This window comes from Polaribacter filamentus (assembly GCF_002943715.1).
Lineage (GTDB): Bacteria > Bacteroidota > Bacteroidia > Flavobacteriales > Flavobacteriaceae > Polaribacter > Polaribacter filamentus.
On sequence record NZ_MQUA01000014.1, the window covers coordinates 444,218 to 459,839 of the forward strand.

The window sequence follows — 15,622 nt, forward strand, 5'->3', positions numbered from 1 at the left end:
TCGCGGGATAGAGCAGTAGGTAGCTCGTCGGGCTCATAACCCGAAGGTCACTGGTTCGAGTCCGGTTCCCGCTACTAATCGAGACTCAAAGGCTTTCAGCTTTTGAGTCTTCTCTTTTTTATTGGTATAACAATCAGAATAACAGTTTGTTAACTCAAGCATAAGGTTCATTTTGGGCGTTCGACATTCTTTATTTTTTAATGAAAACCTCAAACCATCAGGAAATAGGATATTTTGATATGTTCTCTTTTCATTGTAGTTTAACTTATCCCAATATTGATAAGGGTTTTCAGCCATTTTCAGGAAGTTATTTATGAATTTTTTATGGTTCGACATTTTTGTTGGTGCCTTTGCAATAATATCGTTTTTTTCTTGAATTTTCTTTTTCAGGTTTGAACCATGTTTGTCAAAAATTTCTTTAGAAATTTCATTTATGGCAAAACGATATTCCATCGTATCAAACTTTTCTTGAAATTGATTTACTTCTGTTTTAAGAATTCTTTGTCTATCAGCATAATTAGAAAACTCAAAATCAATAATCTTTTCAAGTTGCTTAGAAAACAAAGGATGAAATTCTTTTGAGAATGACAAAGATTCAAGTACTTTTTGAAAGTGTTGATGCACTCCTTCGTTAAGAGATGTTTGTTTTGTAGTTGCATTTATTGTTTTATTACAACTAGGACATTTGTAATAATAAATTCCTTTTCGTTTGTTATGATATGAAGTCATATTTCTGTTGCAGTCATCACATACTAAAAATTTTGGTATCAAAGGAGTCGCTATTTTACCGTTCATTTTTGGAATACCTTGTTGAACAGACCCACTTAATATTTTTTGCAGTAAATCATATTCTTTAATTGAAATGATAGGTTCCCAATGACCCTTAATGATTTTGTTTTCTACTAAACTATTTGTAAAATGACCTGTATAAAATAGTTTTAACCACATCACACTTATAGTTTGTTTAGGAATGTGCAAACCTCTTTGAGATAGATAGTCTTGTATTTCTTTATTCGTATAGGCCTCATAAATTTTGAGACGAAAAGCTTCCTTAAGCAGATGACCATCTGAATTTAGTTTTATTTCTTGAAAAGCTTGAACCTTTTGTGGGTCAACTACTCTAGGTCCAAAATGGTCATATCCTCGGGGTGTTTTTCCTAAAAAAGTACCTTTTTCCAAAGCATTTATCATTCCTGGAATAATTACATCTTGCCGACTAAAATTTTCTCTTTGGGCATATAATAATTGTGTAGAAAATTCATTTTCATTTCTGTCTGTAAAGGTATTATGTTCACTGCTCACAGAATAAAGATATACTCCATATTTACGACGTAAGCTAACAAATAATTCAATATGTTCGGCACCTGCTCTACCAAATCGACTTGGTGACCAGATTAAAATAATTCTTGGTTTCTTTGAGTGATGTGTTTTTTTGATTGCATCTAGAAGTTCTTTTAAAGTTTTTTGAGTGTTTATTTTTTTGGAACTTTCATATTTTGCATCAAATTCTTTAGAAATAATTAAATTATTTTCTGAAGCGAACGACTTAATACGTTTCACCTGTGTTTCTATACTTCCGTTATTTTGAAATTGCTCTTTAGAAGATACACGAGTGTAAGACCATACCAATAAACCTTCAAAATCTTTGATTGTTATTTGTTTTTTCATTTTAATTAATTCTTCACGTTAAAATTGTCATATATTAGTTTTGTAAACTCATAAATAGATGATGATATCTTATAAACTTGCTCATCGTTTAAAGGTTCAATTTGTTCTGGTAAACATTCTTCAATTTCTTTACGAGTAAGAAATAATTGTTCTTGAAGATTGGTTTTTGATTTCCGGCCCATTCCTGATTTGTTTAAAATCAGGCTGTAAAATCAGGGACTGACGGAATGATACATAATAATTCATTTATTTTGTTATTAATGTTAATTTATAATTGTCTTGTGAACGCGGTTCAATTAATAATTTTGAGTTTTTAGGCAGCTTATTACTTAATATAAAGTTTGCCAATTGTTCACCTTTTTTGTGTTGCTCAGTTATTATAAGTGGTTTTATTTTTTCGTTATCTATAACCAATTCAATATACTTAGGACTTTTAAATAGTATGATATCTTTTAATTGATTCTCTATTTGACTCAAATAAGCTAAATCTCCTTCTATCATTTCAAATTCTATAGTGACTATTTTTTTTATAAAGCCAATAAGAGGAATGCAAATACTTGTTTCTTGATTCATTAATGAATTTAGCTTTAAAGTAGGAGTTATATCTCCAATGATAAAAGTGTGTTCTCCAGTATTTGGGAAATATAATAATGATGAAGGAGATTTTTCTATATAAATACTAGCTTTAATTGCATCTGTAAAAGGATTGTTTTCAGTTCTTAGTGTATTCATTAATAATTCATCATCGAGCATAATCTTTAATGAACTAATATGTACATCATCTAATCGGTTTACCTTTTTATTTAGATGATATTCAAATATTGAATCTAAATACTTTTCTTCCCTTGGCAGGTCCCAAACATCTTTTGCTAATTGTGCGAGTCTTTTGGTGTCAATTCCAAGCTTTGTAAGCTCATTAATTGCATACAGCCAAACAGCCTGAGGAATATTCATTTTGCCATATTTCTCTTTTTCAAAAAAAGGTAGAATAACTCTTTCCTTCCAATAATTAACTTGACGGGAAGAAATACCTAAATGACGTGGTAAAATATACCTTTCTGAAAAAAGCTCTCCAGTAGCAATATAATCTGTATTCATAAATTGTTAAATTAACGTTAAGGTAAATTATAAAATAATTATTTGTAAATTTACGTTAATTATGTTAATTTAGCAAAATATTTAGTCTAATAAGTCACAAAATAGGATTCCACGATTGGTAAGACCAAGTGTAACCTCTAGAAAGACTCATTTCATTAATAATTTATAAAATTAAAAATAATGGAAGCTGAAAGCGAACAAAAACAAGGGATAATTGAACTAGTTGAAAAAACACCACTACCTCGACCTGTTTCACCTAGAGACTGTGAATGTGGATGCGGTAATAGATTTCAACCAAATAGAAGAGATCAAATGTATTTAAATAAACAGCACGCTGACTACGGGTAAAACCAAGTAAAGAGAAAGGAAAAGAATCTTAACAGAAAAAAATGTGAAAAGATTTTATTGCTTAATGATAATATTTTAAAGAAACACTGTACCTCAGATAGGAGTGGTAAGCAAGTTGATTGTTATTATGATATTATTAAAGCAGAAGGTTTCAAATTTGCATTTAATTTAGGTAGAAAAGAAGTTCAGGAAGTCGTTTATAATTATACTTATAACTACACATATTCTATATACTTCATGAACAAAATAAAAATGATAAAAATATTAAAAAGATGAATTCACCTATGCCAGTTGACGAGTTGCCAAGTTTTTTAGCTAAACATAATAACGTAATAGAGCCTTCTAATAATCCCATGTTAAAATATATGATAGTTGGAGGTCTTTTGCTTTTTGCATTTGTAATTTCTGTAGCTATAATAGGTAAAAAAGGAGCATATAGTATAAACAAAAATCCAGAAGAAAATGAATCCAGTAATGAATAAATCTTCAAAAGAAGATATAAAAAAAATTGTAAGTATTACGATTGGAACAATAGTTCTTGTAGGGGGATTTACCGTTTTAATAAGATTAGGTAGAATAATGATTTTTGACTGTAAAGAGATGGGGTTGTAGTTGAAACATTCTCACAAAATCAATCCAAATAAAAAAAAGGTCGTCCATAATAGGAGGGGGCTGAAAAAGTAGATTAATTTTAAAATTGACCTATAAAACGATTGTTTTTAACCCTTTTTTAGGTAATTCTTCTACCTATTAGCTTAGTTTTAAGAATCTTTTAAGGTTCACTGCAAAAATAGCTATGGCTCTCTGCATTTGCATGTTTGTAATACTGTGTGATTTTGTTCTTCTAAAATCCTGAGTTTTTTCAATTCTCCATTTTTTTTTTAAATAGTCGGTTTCATGAAAAGTCAATTGGTACTTATGAACATCTGACTTTATAATAACAGAATACGTTTTTGATTCCGATCCTTCTTTATAATATCCTTTTTGACATACAAACATATCAGCATCTTTATTATAATCAAATTGATCTTCTTTTTTTCTAAAGCCTTGTGTTATTGAAGGGTTTAGTTTAGACACAACTTTAATTCCTTGCTCATTGGTTAGTTTAAGAATACTCTTTCCTGAGTAGGCTGCATCACCTATCACTGTGTCAACATCAATTCTATTTTGTTGACTATTCTCTAGTCGCTCAGTCAGTAATGGGCCATCTCCCTTCCTCTTAAGGTTACAAGGGCTGCGGTTATAATATATTCTTCGCTCATTGCGAGATGAGTCTTGCAGCCATAAAAGGAACTATCTACCAATTTATGTCCTATTTTTGCATCGGTATCTTTAGCACATAGCGTACAGTTATTTTGAGTTTCTTCAATCGCTTCTTTGAGTAAATTTAATTTTTATTTTATAGCTCAATTGAACTTTTTGTTGCTGAATTAGCATTTTTAAGGGGCTTTACATTATTCCTAAAGTGCAAAAAAAAAGAGTAGAAAACTTTCGTATTTTACTCTTTTTTAATTCTGTTTTTGCTGCTATTGACTTTTTTAGAGCCCCTTCTTAAATTGCTTTGTCTTTTGTTATAATCTATTTTGTACGATCTATAATAAAAAACCTGAGAACAGCGTAAAAAGCCGTAAAACGTCGTTGTACATCGTAAAGCCTCTTGAAACGACGTTTTAAGTAATTTAGTTAAGCGTCAAATTTGACAAATTTAATGAGATTTCAGTTGACAAAACCACCTTTGAACACCTGTTTTTGAGTAAAGAAAAAATCTAGTTTTCTTCTAAACTAGTTGAGACAGAACCTGGCTCCCATGAAGTTACTTTAGCTTTTGATTTAGGAGCGAACGGAAAATATGCTGCTAAAAAGAAAACACCTTTATTTTGATAGTATAATAATAGCAATCACATAAAACTAAAAGTAACGATTCTAAAATTGTTGCTTTTTTATTTAAATAATCTCAAAATTATGTCCGATTAAATGTAATAACTCCATTTGTTTAAGTTGTCTAATTTTTAGTCAACCTATTTTAGGAAAGTACAGTTTCGCAATTGCAAAATCTGGATTACCTTATGATGAAAAGTACGTTTCTATTTTACCAAAATAAGTAGTATTTATATAAAAAATAAAAGTTCAAAACACTAATTAATAGAATTATGAGCCTAGAATAATTATGCATAAATTTAATGAAGAAAAGAGTTGTTTTTTAGCTCAGTTCTTTGTTGTCAGTAGTTGTTTTAAGCTTTCTGTTATTATCTTTCTCAATTCATCTGACCAAAGAATATTATAATGACCTAGATTATCTAATTCTATAAGACTACTTCTTTTAAAAGCCTTCGTTACCTCTCTCGCTCCCTCGATGGGTAATACTTTATCTGTTTTTGAATGAACAATAATTGCCTTTTTCACATTCGATAATTCTTGACAGTATGAAGCCATATTAAGATGATTAATATCTTCATTAGTATCATTTTGAATAAGCTTTATCAATTCATTCTTAGCTTTGCTTTTTATTCCAAAATAGTCTGAAATTTCATTAACTCTCGACATAAAATTATATGGTGTTGTAACCATTATCCACAGATCTAAATTAAATTCAGGATTATTCCTAAAAATTGTTGCTGCATTTACACTACCGAAGGAATGACTAATGATTACTTGAGGCATTATATTAGTAAATTCAGATTCTAGAAATTCAGCAAATTCAAACATCGATGTTTTTTTTATTGAACTTTTTCCGTGTGCTGGTGCATCATACGCTACAACCTGATATTTATTTTGTATTAAATCATCTATAATTCCTGCAAAATTCCCGGCTCGTCCTTCCCAACCGTGAATAAGAAGAGCAGTTTTCTTATTTTCCTTTCCCCACTGATATTTATGAATTTTAAACTTTTTGTATTCTATATCTTCAGTATGTGCTTTACTTAATATCGATTCCTCTGAATCTCTTAATTTTCTAATTCTCGGGTTGCTCAAATACTTATAAGCAATCCTTGAAACAAGTTTAGGGGAAAATAACTGTAGTATTTGAATCATTCTTTTCATATGTAATTGGTATTAACCTTGGAATACGCGTATCATTTCGTTGCGTATTAAAGCAACTAATTTAACAGTTAAAATGGAGTACTAAAAATCATACTTGGTTCTTTTTTGAATAAAGTTTGTGGAATACTTCATTATTTATAGGTTTTGTTATCTGTTCGGTTTTTTTCTTTATTTAGAATTATCCAAATTAGAATTGAGAAAGCTAATGTTAATAAAGTGAAAAATTTCTCAAAATTGGTTTTAGCTAAAATATTTCCAATCGTATTCAAACCAAATACTATAAAGAAAATCCATAAAGTTACATTCACAATTTTCATTGATATAAAAGCTCTTAAATACTTTCCTTTTATCAATAGGATTGAAAATAAAAATAGATTGATTATTACAGAAATAGTTTCAAAAATATACATCTCGAAATCATTTTTTAGTCTTCCTCCCCAAGAAATTTCATAGGGAACTATTTTTATCATAATACATAAGTGAAAAAGTATTACCGCTACCAATAGATAGAACATAGTTTTAATTGCAGATTTTGGATTCAATTTTTTTGTTATTTAAAAATAAATTATACTCTATCGTACATAATATCCTGTCCGCATTAATTAATTAATTAACTCCAAAATCATCTTTCCTGCTTGTATATACACCTCTTGCCTAATTACTTGTCTGTTGTTAATATCAATATAAAATGTCATAATACCTTTATCGTCCATAATATCATCAGTCACTTTTACTATCCAAACATCCCTATCGCCATTTCCGGGCATTTTACCTTCTTCAACATTTTTAATAAATGCCTTTATTACGCCTGTTTTAGCACTTGGGTTATAATCAAAAATAGAAATAGTTTTTTGGTAGCCGTTATGCAATGGCAACCATCGAATCAATTGCGGATACATATTGCTATCGAAATAACTGCCAGATGTAGTTTCAGATATTTCGCTTTTAGTATTTGTGTTTTTGTCAAAATAATAGCCTGTTACTATTTCATCATAATTAAGTACCACATCTCTTTGTCGATTATATGAAGAGTGGTAAATAGGTTTAAGGCTATTTATATGAGCAATAGTGGTGTCAACCCATTTTGTTGGAACTTGCTTCATTTTAACAGAGGTAATTATTAAAACCCTATTTTTTATTTTTTTTATCTCTGTTTTAATTTTTCCTATTTCTAGTTTGGTGGTGTCCATTTCAATAGACCAAGTCATTTCGTAATTCTCATTTTTGATCAATTCTGAATCAAAAGAATTGTTTAATGGTGTGATTGTGGACTCTTGCCCAAATGAACTCAGAGAAATAAATACCAATAGGGCTGTTAAAAGAATATTTTTCATAAATTATTTTTTAAATGTTATTAGCAATAGTCAATTTTAGTTAGAAGAATTATTATTAATTAAATCAACTAATGAAGGATTGTAACTTTAGGGTTTAGAGTAACTTCTGTGAATTTTCCACTACCATTTTTAGTTTCTTCCATTATTCCAGTTGCGTTGTCCAAATATTCAGTCACTATAATTTTATTCACAGAACATAAATGCAAATACCAAAGCATATGGCAAGCTGACAATGAAGATAGGAAAAGGTCTTCAGGGTTATATCTCGTTTTGTCTCCCAAAAAAGAAGGGTCAGAAGAACCATTTATTCCATCATATTTTCCTGTAGCTATAATTTTATGATTTCTATTGAAAGATTTGTAATTCAAAGTTCCATTTCCTTCGTTTCCTGTCCATTCAACTTTGATTTCGTAATTGTGTTTTTTCATTCTTATTTCAAATTATTATCGGTTTTCTCAAATGGCTTACAACACCTGGCTATCTGCTCCTGGTGTTGATATATTATAATATCTACACACCCGTTGTGCATTATAAATATCTACACCTTTATATACTGTTGTTTGTGGACTTTTTCGTTTTTGTAAACACGTGCGATAATATTAGAAACAAGAAGGCTATTCCAAAGCCTAAAATTCCAATATTAATTCCTAATACAGTCTTTTCACTTCCATCTAAATATTTCATAGAACCACCATAGCCATCCTTTAAGAAAAATGCTAATAAAAATCCACCCATAACTATGAGGCTTAATAAAGTGCTTAATCGGACATCTTTTTTATACCAAACTAACCACAAGCATACTACGCCTATACTTGAGTTGGTAATCAATTGCCAAACTTCGTGGATTAGAGCATGAGGTGTCCAATCTGGATTCCAAACATGCGTTTCACTGACATCCAAAAAAGGGACGACAACTGCATATAAAATTACACTGAATGTTATTGCTATTTTTTTTATCATAACTATTTGTTTTTAGATGTACATAACTAATATTATTTGATGTATTTCATTTCAAGTATTCTAAAGTTTGAGAGAACCTTCATAATCAAGAGCGTTGCTATTAAGCGTTTTATGAATTTCATCTCTAAATTCTTGATAATATAACAAAACACCACTTGGATTCTCAATTTGTGGCCAATGCCCAATGTCTTGCCTCAGTAGCTTTACATTCGGTTCGGGAATCAGTTCTTTATATCGTTTAGCCATATGAATACCAGAATTAGGATCGAATGGCCCATTTATAAAGCACATTGGGATCTTAGTGTTTTGCATTGCACTTATCCATCTTTCTTGATGGTTTAATTTGTCTTATTTTTTGTTAACCATTTATATAGAATAGGTACTACCAAAAGTGTTAATATTGTACTAGAAATCATTCCCCCAATTAATGTCCAGCCTAAGGGCGACCATAAAGTAGTTCCTGAAAATGTAAGAGGCATCAATCCTAAAATTGTTGTCAAAGACGTTAATACTATTGGTGTGAATCGTGTCTTGGCGGCAAGTTTAATGGCTTCCATTTTTTCCATACCTTCCGAAATGAGTTGATTTGTATAATCCACTAGAATAATCGAATTGTTCACTACGATTCCCTGTAAACTGATAAAGCCTACGAAGGCAAAAAACGAGAACGACCAACCTGTTAGAAACAAGGCGATAAAAGAGCCGCTGAATGCCAAGGGAATCGCTGAAAATATAATCAACGGTTGAGTTACACTTCTAAACTGTAGAACGAGAACTGCAAAAATCAAAATAAGCGCGATCCCAAGAAGAAGACCTAAATCACCAAAACTTTCGGATTGTGACTCGTATTCACCGCCTAGGTAATATCGATATCCTTTGGGCCACTTATATGCATCAAGTTTAGGAATGATAGCTTCCATATAATCCTTGGTTTTATCTGGGTCTGAAACATTAGCGGTTACGGCTGTATTTAAATTCGTATTAAAATGATTCAAGGTTGCATAATTCTGCTTGAACCTTAGGGATGCAACTTGCTTTAGTGGTAATGTAGCACCCGTACTACTGGTAACAAATATCCTGTCAAAATCTTCCAGTACTTGTTTTTCGTTAAATGGCATACGTATTACTAACGGATAATTATCTTTATCAATTTGAAGGTTATCTATTGTTAGTCCATTTAGACTAGCACGAACGGTCTGGTCGATTGTAATTAATGGAACATTTAATAAAGCGGCTTTATCTCTATTGATTTCTATGGATATATCTGTCTTGGCCACAGAAAGTGGGTTGTCGACATCCATAACACCTTCTGTCTGCTTCAATATGCGTTCCACTTCATAAGCAATACTTTTTAAGGTATCTATTTCCTCGCCTATTAATAGAATTTCAATCGGTGCTGCGAAGGGTGCTCCATTTTTTAACTCTCTAAAAGAAATTTGTGCATCTGGATAGCTCGCAAACCTTTCGCGCAAACTTTGCAATGTGGCGTAGAATTTTTTTGGATTCCATTCTTCAAAGTTTACCAATACTTCGCCGTGATATGTTTTGTATTCTTCTGGAATTCGATTGTAATAGACCTGTGGGTTTCCGTGGCCTGCATTTACCGTATAATTTTTGACATAACCCGTAGTGTCCAAAACAGATTCAATATACCGTAATGTTTTATCAGTATGGTCAATATTACTTGAGTATGGATGATTTACATCAATAAGTAGCATCGGTTTGTCCGCAGTTGGAAAAAAACTGATGCCAATACTTGGGAACAAAGCGGCGGATGCTATCAAGAATCCGAAACTGGCAAGCACAACCAAAGTACCTTTTCGAAGTGCAAAATTCAATAGACGACTGTAGTGCTTCTCAACAAAATAGTTAAGTTTTTTAGTAACAAGAGGTGTTTTTTTCTCTTTGCCTTTTTTCAATAGTCTACTCGCGATTATAGGCGTAAAGGTCAATGCAAGAACAAGTGAGGCCAGTAAAACAAAGATTACCGTTAGTGGAAGTGTACGAAGAAATTCGCCCGGTCCACTTTCTAACAACGCCAAAGGCGCGAACGATAGAATTGTTGTAAGCGTAGAGCTGATGATGGCGTAGCCAACTTCACTAGTGCCTTTTGCTGCCGCTTCCATTAAAGAAAAACCCTCTCGTTTGAAACGAACGATATTTTCTATGACTACGATACCATTGTCGACTAAAAGGCCCAATGCAATAACCAATGCCGCAATGGATATTTGTTGTAAAGCATAGCCTGATAGGTCTAAGACCGTTAAGGCTATCAGAATAGAAAGCGGAATAACTACCATAATTATCAAAGAGGAACGCCATCCTAGAAAGATTAGAATTATGATACCTACCAACAGAATGCCTTGAACTAGATTTAAGATAAAATCATTGATTCGTAACGCAACAGCAGGTGCTTGTTCAAAGGCCGTTTCAAGCGCAATCGTATTGGGTAGATTCTGCTTAAAAGCTGTGGTAGTTTTATTTATTTCTTCTGCTAGTTTGATGATATTTCCACCACGCTTTTGAGTGACGTTTATATAAATAGCTTTTTTGCCGTTGTGCCTAGCAATCCATCTACTTTCTTCATAATCAAAATTGACTTCCGCAATATCTCTTAAATAGACGATTTGATTTTCATCCGAATAAATTGCTGTATTCCTTATTTCCTCTAATGATTCATAGTTACCCGATGTTTTTATATTGAATCCAATATTGCCAGCTTTAATATTTCCCCCAGGAATATTGAGATTATTGGACTGTAAGATGTTAATGACCATACCGAGGTTGATGTCTAGGTTAGACATTTTTTGAAAATCCAGAGTTATTCTTATTTCTTCTTCAGGATTGGCTTCAATTTCAACCTTCTTTATGTAGTCTATGGTTTCTAATTCATCCTCAAAATCTTCAGCAATATCATTTAATATGTTATAGGGAACGGTTTCAGAAACAAGTGCGAATTGATTCACCGCAACGCGGTCTTCTGGTTTAAACTGGTCAATATCCAACTGTATAATTCCATCTGGTAATGTTGGTCGTATTTTGTCGATTTCTGAAACAATATCATCGTAGCTATCATCGTAGTTCACCCCAAACTCAACTTCTACTTTTATAACAGCTAAACCATCTGCAATTTCGGTTTTGATTTCGGTTACATCGTCTATTTCGCCTATTACTTCTTCAATAGGGTCAACTATCAACTCTTCCATATCTTCCGGGCTTGCACCAGGATAAACCACAACAACAGTATAGTTAGGTAGGTTTAGAAAAGGGTCCTCAGACCTAGGCATAGTATTAAAACTACGAATACCTAGAAAGACTGCAAGTGCAATTGTAGTAAGTACAAAAAGGTAGTTTTTTATTGCTAATTGTGGTAATTTCATTTTACTGTTTTTATTGAATCATTGTCTTTTAAAAAGGGTGCACCGTCTATTATGACCATTGCGTCATTAGACAGTTCAGAGGTGCTGATACTGAAGTAATTGTTACGGAACTGTTCTATTCGAACTGTTGCCCGTTTAGCAATTTGATTATCCGTGGTAAAAAAAATAATCGCTTGTTTATTGTTACCTTCAACCAACGCATCCATTGGAATTTTATAGGTTTTTAAGGCGTTCTTAGGATAGATTTTTATTTTACCGATAAACCCGTTTTTTATCTCGCCTTTAAAATCATCGAGTGTGATTTCTACCTCAAAAAGTGCTGTTTTGGGATTGGCCATCATACCTATTTCAGTAACAGCCCCTTTATATTCGGTTTTTTCGAATACATCAAAAACAACAGTAGCAGAATCGTTTAAGGCGATCTTCACCACATCTTTATCCGGCAAACCTAATCGGATAATCTGAGAACCGTTAGTTCCTGAACTGCCAATTTTATAGATAGGTTGACCAGAAGAAACTAATTGGCCGACTTCTACATATCGTTGCAAAACTTTTCCGGTTACAGGGGAATTAACAACGGCAAAACGTCTATTGAACTGAGCAATCTCGAGATTGGAATTGGCAATTTCTTTTGCTGTTCTGGCATTTTGCTTTTGTTCTAATGTCCCAACGGTGTCCCGATATAAATTTGTAGCACGTTCCAAGTCCCTCACAGACTTATCATAGGTATTGTTTGCGCTAACAACTTGAGCATTGATTTCGGAAAGGTTGAGACTTCCTATTTTCTGGTTCTTTTTGACAGTTTGCCCTTCTTCTACGAGTAGACTGCTCAATATACCACCAATTTTAAAAGAAAGAACGATTTCTTGTTTAGATTGAAGTGTTCCTGAAGCTATGATAGGTTCAATATGTTCTAAACGCTCTAACGGTAGCACTCGTACAGTTTTTGAGGCCGATATCTTTGTGTTCGATTCTTTAATATACTCTTGCTTACAAGAGGTAAATACCTGAAGTATTAATATTGCGATAATGTGATACCTATATTTCATCTTTTGCTATTTAATTGTTTGTCTAATTTATTATTTGATTTGAATGGTTCTATCAAGATTCGCTTTTGCTATTTTGATATTAAACCTTGCGATGGATTCTTTCAGTTGGGCTGTGGTCAATTGTGTTCGAGATTCGTTAAATTCGACTAAAAGCACTTTATTCTGTCTATACTTACCTTGAACGATTTTAAAATTTTCTTTTGCACTTTTAAGTAGTGCTAATTGCAAATCGTAGACTTTCAGAGTCTCTTCATATTCATACACCGCAGTTGAAACTTCTAACTGAATTCTTTTTTTAATGTCGCTCAAGTCAGCTTCAAGTTGTTTTTTTTCGAATTTTGCCTTTCTTACTTGAGCATTATTCTTTCCGCCCTGAAAAATCGACCACGATAGATTAAAGCTAATCAAGTAGTAGTCTTGATTCCGGTCGAACTCATAACCAAAACCTTGATATCCAAATTCCCCTGCTACTGAAATATCTGGAATCAGAAAGCCTTTGCTACGTTTAATTTCATAGTCACTGGCATCAATGCCACTCTGTACCTGATTTACTTCCGTACGATTTGTAAGCGCATTATTCTGAAGTTTTTTAATGGAAAATATTTCACGCTCAAAGCCAATAAGTTCATCTCTATCAATTGGTGTTTCCAAATCACGGTTCAGAAGGAAATTGAAGAAATTTCTTGAAGTGCTAATATTCTTTTGAGCTTGGGTCAGTTGAGCATCAACTTCGTAAAGCTGCGCTTCCGCGTTGTAAAGAACATCCTTAGTGGCTAAACCATACTTGACAAACTTTCCATTGACTCGAACTAATTCTTTGACTACTAATCTTGTGCTGTCCAAAATTGTTTTTTGTTCTAAGACTTTTAAGTGGTTGAAATAAGCTTTTTTTATTTCAAATTTCAATTGGTTTCGGTAGGCATTCGTTTTTGCTTCGCTCAACGATATCAATGCCTTTTTAGCTTTGTAGCCAAAATAGATATTGGTATTAAGAATAGGTTGAATAATTCTAATTTTAGTTTCGTGAAAATTGTTAGGTAATAGTTGCTCATTGAAGTTTTCCAAGTCTGTTGGGAACTGATTTGAATTGGTCAATTGGTTCAGGGTAGCATATGCGGGATTGAGCAAATCACCTACGGGGAATCCTATCGTCCTTCCGCCACCGGATAAAAGATAACTGGCATTAAAACTTATGTCTGGAAAAAGGAGACTTTTAGAAATATTGCTTTCTTCTTGGGCAATATCTATACTTAATAGTTGTTTTAAATACTGTTGATTTGAAATAAGACCTTCCTTGACATAAGTGTCTAAAATAGATTGGGCTGATGCTTCTATAGTGCATAGCATAAATGACAATAGAATAATAATTTGTCTCAATTTAATTTTTAATTGTTTCTTCATTTTGCTTTTGTACTTATAATGACATTAATAATACTGATATGATGCTTAGTATGTATTTCTAAAAACTACTTTGCTTCGTCTTTTTTAAGAACACCGAAATCAGGATGTATGAAGTAGGCGTTATTTGGAAGTGAATCCATTTGAAGGATATTAGATTTCGCTAGTTCTTAGTCAAGGTTATTTTTTTCTATTGTTATGAGTTTGGGTGGACGTACATTTTCAATTGCCTTTGCTTGTCTGAGAGGCATTTCCTCAAAGGCAAACAACATTGATTTTCCAGTATTCAAACTCTCACAAAAATCTTCGGGATTTGATTTTTCCAAAGCGCTATAAATCTGATTGATAGTTAGTAGAATATGGTCTAAGTGCCAACCAACAAAAACTGAGGAAACTTCAGTAGCTATAGATTCTCTTTGTTTAGTGCGGGTAAGTAAACTTTTTATTTCATCCTTTAAAAATAATGATGAATTTTTGTTAGTATTTGAAATTGAACATCCCATAAGTGAAAAGAATATTAGAGTTTGTGATATATAAATTTTCATATCGTTTTAGAGTTTCAAAATTTTATTAAAAAAAGACCGTACGGTTTTTTTTATGGCAAAAAAATTAAACGCTTTCTTGTATATTTTTTTTCAAACGTTTCATATTACTATTTAAAATGTACTTCTGTTTAAATGTTTTAGCAAGAGTAATACTTCCTTCAATCGTTGCAATTATATAAAACGCTAGCTCTTCTGCATTCAATTCTTGATTGAACTCATTATTTGATTTACCCATATCCACTATCTCTATTATCAAATTTTTCCAAGATGAGAACGCTTGTTTTACTATCTCATTCATATGCGGATTGGTATCATCAACTTCAATAGCCGTGTTAAGAATTGGGCATCCACCAGGAATGATTTGCTCAACGCGATTGTTAATGTAGAAATCAGGAATTGCTAATAGTTTTGAAATTGCTGATTTTTTAGAATGTACGTTTTGTATCAGTCCTCTTTGTAGTTTACCAAGGTTGTATTTAAAAGCCTCTAAAGAAAGTTCGTCTTTGTCTACAAAAGTTCTATATAATGCACCCTTTGAATATCCAGCAGCATCTAATATTTCTGAAATAGCCGTGCCCGCGTATCCTTTCTTATTGAATAAATCAGCACTCACTTCTATAAAGTGCTGTCTTGTTCGTTCGCCTTTTTCTGTGTACATAATAGTTTTTTAAAAGTGCTAAGATAGAAAATTAATTTTAAAAAAATACCGTAAGGTCTTTTTTTTTGGTTTATAGAAATTAATCACACTATCCAAAGCTTCATCGGTATCTTTATGAATAAAATCAGATTGATAATTTAAA

The 15,622-nt window shown here is 32.2% G+C and carries 14 protein-coding genes, 1 tRNA gene and 2 pseudogenes; 2 read left to right on the forward strand and 15 right to left on the reverse strand.

Going from position 1 to position 15,622, the window contains the following annotated elements; all coding sequences use genetic code 11:
• Position 1: 1 nt before the first annotated feature.
• Positions 2 to 74, forward strand: a tRNA-Met gene (locus tag BST83_RS18680).
• On the opposite strand, the gene BST83_RS21625 is transcribed toward BST83_RS18680, so the two are convergent.
• The 3 genes from BST83_RS21625 to BST83_RS18690 form a co-directional block, all read right to left on the reverse strand.
• Positions 34 to 1,668, reverse strand: a complete 1,635-nt coding sequence (locus tag BST83_RS21625; RefSeq protein ID WP_104811364.1) for a recombinase family protein — start codon at positions 1,666 to 1,668, stop codon at positions 34 to 36. The genes BST83_RS18680 and BST83_RS21625 overlap by 41 nt on opposite strands.
• Positions 1,669 to 1,673: 5 nt before the next feature.
• Complete coding sequence (locus BST83_RS20015; RefSeq protein ID WP_170062830.1) at positions 1,674 to 1,850, reverse strand: hypothetical protein; 177 nt, start codon at positions 1,848 to 1,850, stop codon at positions 1,674 to 1,676.
• A 64-nt stretch (positions 1,851 to 1,914) separates the two neighbouring features.
• The gene (locus BST83_RS18690; RefSeq protein ID WP_104811234.1) at positions 1,915 to 2,766 is read right to left on the reverse strand and encodes a hypothetical protein; all 852 of its coding nucleotides are present in this window, start codon (positions 2,764 to 2,766) and stop codon (positions 1,915 to 1,917) included.
• Positions 2,767 to 3,386: 620 nt separating this feature from the next.
• Between BST83_RS18690 and BST83_RS18700 the strand changes: the two genes are divergently transcribed.
• Entirely contained in the window at positions 3,387 to 3,596 is a 210-nt protein-coding gene (locus BST83_RS18700; protein ID WP_104811236.1) for a hypothetical protein, read from the forward strand.
• 268 nt (positions 3,597 to 3,864) lie between these two features.
• Here the strand turns inward: BST83_RS18700 and BST83_RS18705 are convergent.
• The 12 genes and pseudogenes from BST83_RS18705 to BST83_RS18760 all read right to left on the reverse strand — a co-directional run.
• Positions 3,865 to 4,508, reverse strand: a pseudogene (locus BST83_RS18705) (transposase); the annotation flags it as partial.
• Between the two features lie 811 nt (positions 4,509 to 5,319).
• Positions 5,320 to 6,147: an alpha/beta fold hydrolase gene (locus BST83_RS18710; RefSeq protein WP_170062831.1), complete on the reverse strand. Its 828-nt coding sequence runs from the start codon at positions 6,145 to 6,147 to the stop codon at positions 5,320 to 5,322.
• A 140-nt stretch (positions 6,148 to 6,287) separates the two neighbouring features.
• Positions 6,288 to 6,626, reverse strand: coding sequence for a hypothetical protein (locus BST83_RS18715; protein ID WP_240614876.1), 339 nt, complete (start codon positions 6,624 to 6,626; stop codon positions 6,288 to 6,290).
• A 132-nt stretch (positions 6,627 to 6,758) separates the two neighbouring features.
• On the reverse strand, positions 6,759 to 7,490 hold the full coding sequence (locus BST83_RS18720; protein WP_104811240.1) for a DUF3108 domain-containing protein: 732 nt from the start codon (positions 7,488 to 7,490) through the stop codon (positions 6,759 to 6,761).
• Between the two features lie 77 nt (positions 7,491 to 7,567).
• Positions 7,568 to 7,918: pseudogene (locus tag BST83_RS18725) on the reverse strand (OsmC family protein); the annotation flags it as partial.
• A gap of 118 nt (positions 7,919 to 8,036) precedes the next feature.
• Positions 8,037 to 8,450 (reverse strand): hypothetical protein, encoded by a 414-nt coding sequence (locus tag BST83_RS18730; protein ID WP_104811242.1) that lies wholly within the window; start codon positions 8,448 to 8,450, stop codon positions 8,037 to 8,039.
• Between the two features lie 60 nt (positions 8,451 to 8,510).
• Positions 8,511 to 8,762, reverse strand: a complete 252-nt coding sequence (locus tag BST83_RS18735) for an alpha/beta fold hydrolase (protein WP_146092209.1) — start codon at positions 8,760 to 8,762, stop codon at positions 8,511 to 8,513.
• A gap of 26 nt (positions 8,763 to 8,788) precedes the next feature.
• Positions 8,789 to 11,830 carry an efflux RND transporter permease subunit gene (locus tag BST83_RS18740; protein WP_104811244.1) on the reverse strand — a complete coding sequence of 1,014 codons (3,042 nt, stop codon included), beginning with the start codon at positions 11,828 to 11,830 and terminating at the stop codon, positions 8,789 to 8,791.
• Positions 11,827 to 12,765 (reverse strand): efflux RND transporter periplasmic adaptor subunit, encoded by a 939-nt coding sequence (locus tag BST83_RS18745; protein WP_170062832.1) that lies wholly within the window; start codon positions 12,763 to 12,765, stop codon positions 11,827 to 11,829. Before BST83_RS18745 ends, BST83_RS18740 begins: the two co-directional genes overlap by 4 nt.
• A 144-nt stretch (positions 12,766 to 12,909) precedes the next feature.
• Complete coding sequence (locus BST83_RS18750; RefSeq protein ID WP_104811246.1) at positions 12,910 to 14,280, reverse strand: TolC family protein; 1,371 nt, start codon at positions 14,278 to 14,280, stop codon at positions 12,910 to 12,912.
• A 167-nt stretch (positions 14,281 to 14,447) separates the two neighbouring features.
• Positions 14,448 to 14,822 carry a hypothetical protein gene (locus tag BST83_RS18755; RefSeq protein ID WP_104811247.1) on the reverse strand — a complete coding sequence of 125 codons (375 nt, stop codon included), beginning with the start codon at positions 14,820 to 14,822 and terminating at the stop codon, positions 14,448 to 14,450.
• A 64-nt stretch (positions 14,823 to 14,886) separates the two neighbouring features.
• Positions 14,887 to 15,480: a TetR/AcrR family transcriptional regulator gene (locus BST83_RS18760; RefSeq protein ID WP_104811248.1), complete on the reverse strand. Its 594-nt coding sequence runs from the start codon at positions 15,478 to 15,480 to the stop codon at positions 14,887 to 14,889.
• Between the last annotated feature and the right edge of the window lie 142 nt (positions 15,481 to 15,622).

Bases quoted from the DNA above. Each gene is read 5' to 3' on its own strand.
- BST83_RS21625 (WP_104811364.1), bottom strand. From the start codon at position 1,668: ATGAAAAAACAAATAACAATCAAAGATTTTGAAGGTTTATTGGTATGG.
- BST83_RS20015 (WP_170062830.1), bottom strand. From the start codon at position 1,850: ATGGGCCGGAAATCAAAAACCAATCTTCAAGAACAATTATTTCTTACT.
- BST83_RS18690 (WP_104811234.1), bottom strand. From the start codon at position 2,766: ATGAATACAGATTATATTGCTACTGGAGAGCTTTTTTCAGAAAGGTAT.
- BST83_RS18700 (WP_104811236.1), top strand. From the start codon at position 3,387: ATGAATTCACCTATGCCAGTTGACGAGTTGCCAAGTTTTTTAGCTAAA.
- BST83_RS18710 (WP_170062831.1), bottom strand. From the start codon at position 6,147: ATGATTCAAATACTACAGTTATTTTCCCCTAAACTTGTTTCAAGGATT.
- BST83_RS18715 (WP_240614876.1), bottom strand. From the start codon at position 6,626: ATGATAAAAATAGTTCCCTATGAAATTTCTTGGGGAGGAAGACTAAAA.
- BST83_RS18720 (WP_104811240.1), bottom strand. From the start codon at position 7,490: ATGAAAAATATTCTTTTAACAGCCCTATTGGTATTTATTTCTCTGAGT.
- BST83_RS18730 (WP_104811242.1), bottom strand. From the start codon at position 8,450: ATGATAAAAAAAATAGCAATAACATTCAGTGTAATTTTATATGCAGTT.
- BST83_RS18735 (WP_146092209.1), bottom strand. From the start codon at position 8,762: ATGCAAAACACTAAGATCCCAATGTGCTTTATAAATGGGCCATTCGAT.
- BST83_RS18740 (WP_104811244.1), bottom strand. From the start codon at position 11,830: ATGAAATTACCACAATTAGCAATAAAAAACTACCTTTTTGTACTTACT.
- BST83_RS18750 (WP_104811246.1), bottom strand. From the start codon at position 14,280: ATGAAGAAACAATTAAAAATTAAATTGAGACAAATTATTATTCTATTG.
- BST83_RS18755 (WP_104811247.1), bottom strand. From the start codon at position 14,822: ATGAAAATTTATATATCACAAACTCTAATATTCTTTTCACTTATGGGA.
- BST83_RS18760 (WP_104811248.1), bottom strand. From the start codon at position 15,480: ATGTACACAGAAAAAGGCGAACGAACAAGACAGCACTTTATAGAAGTG.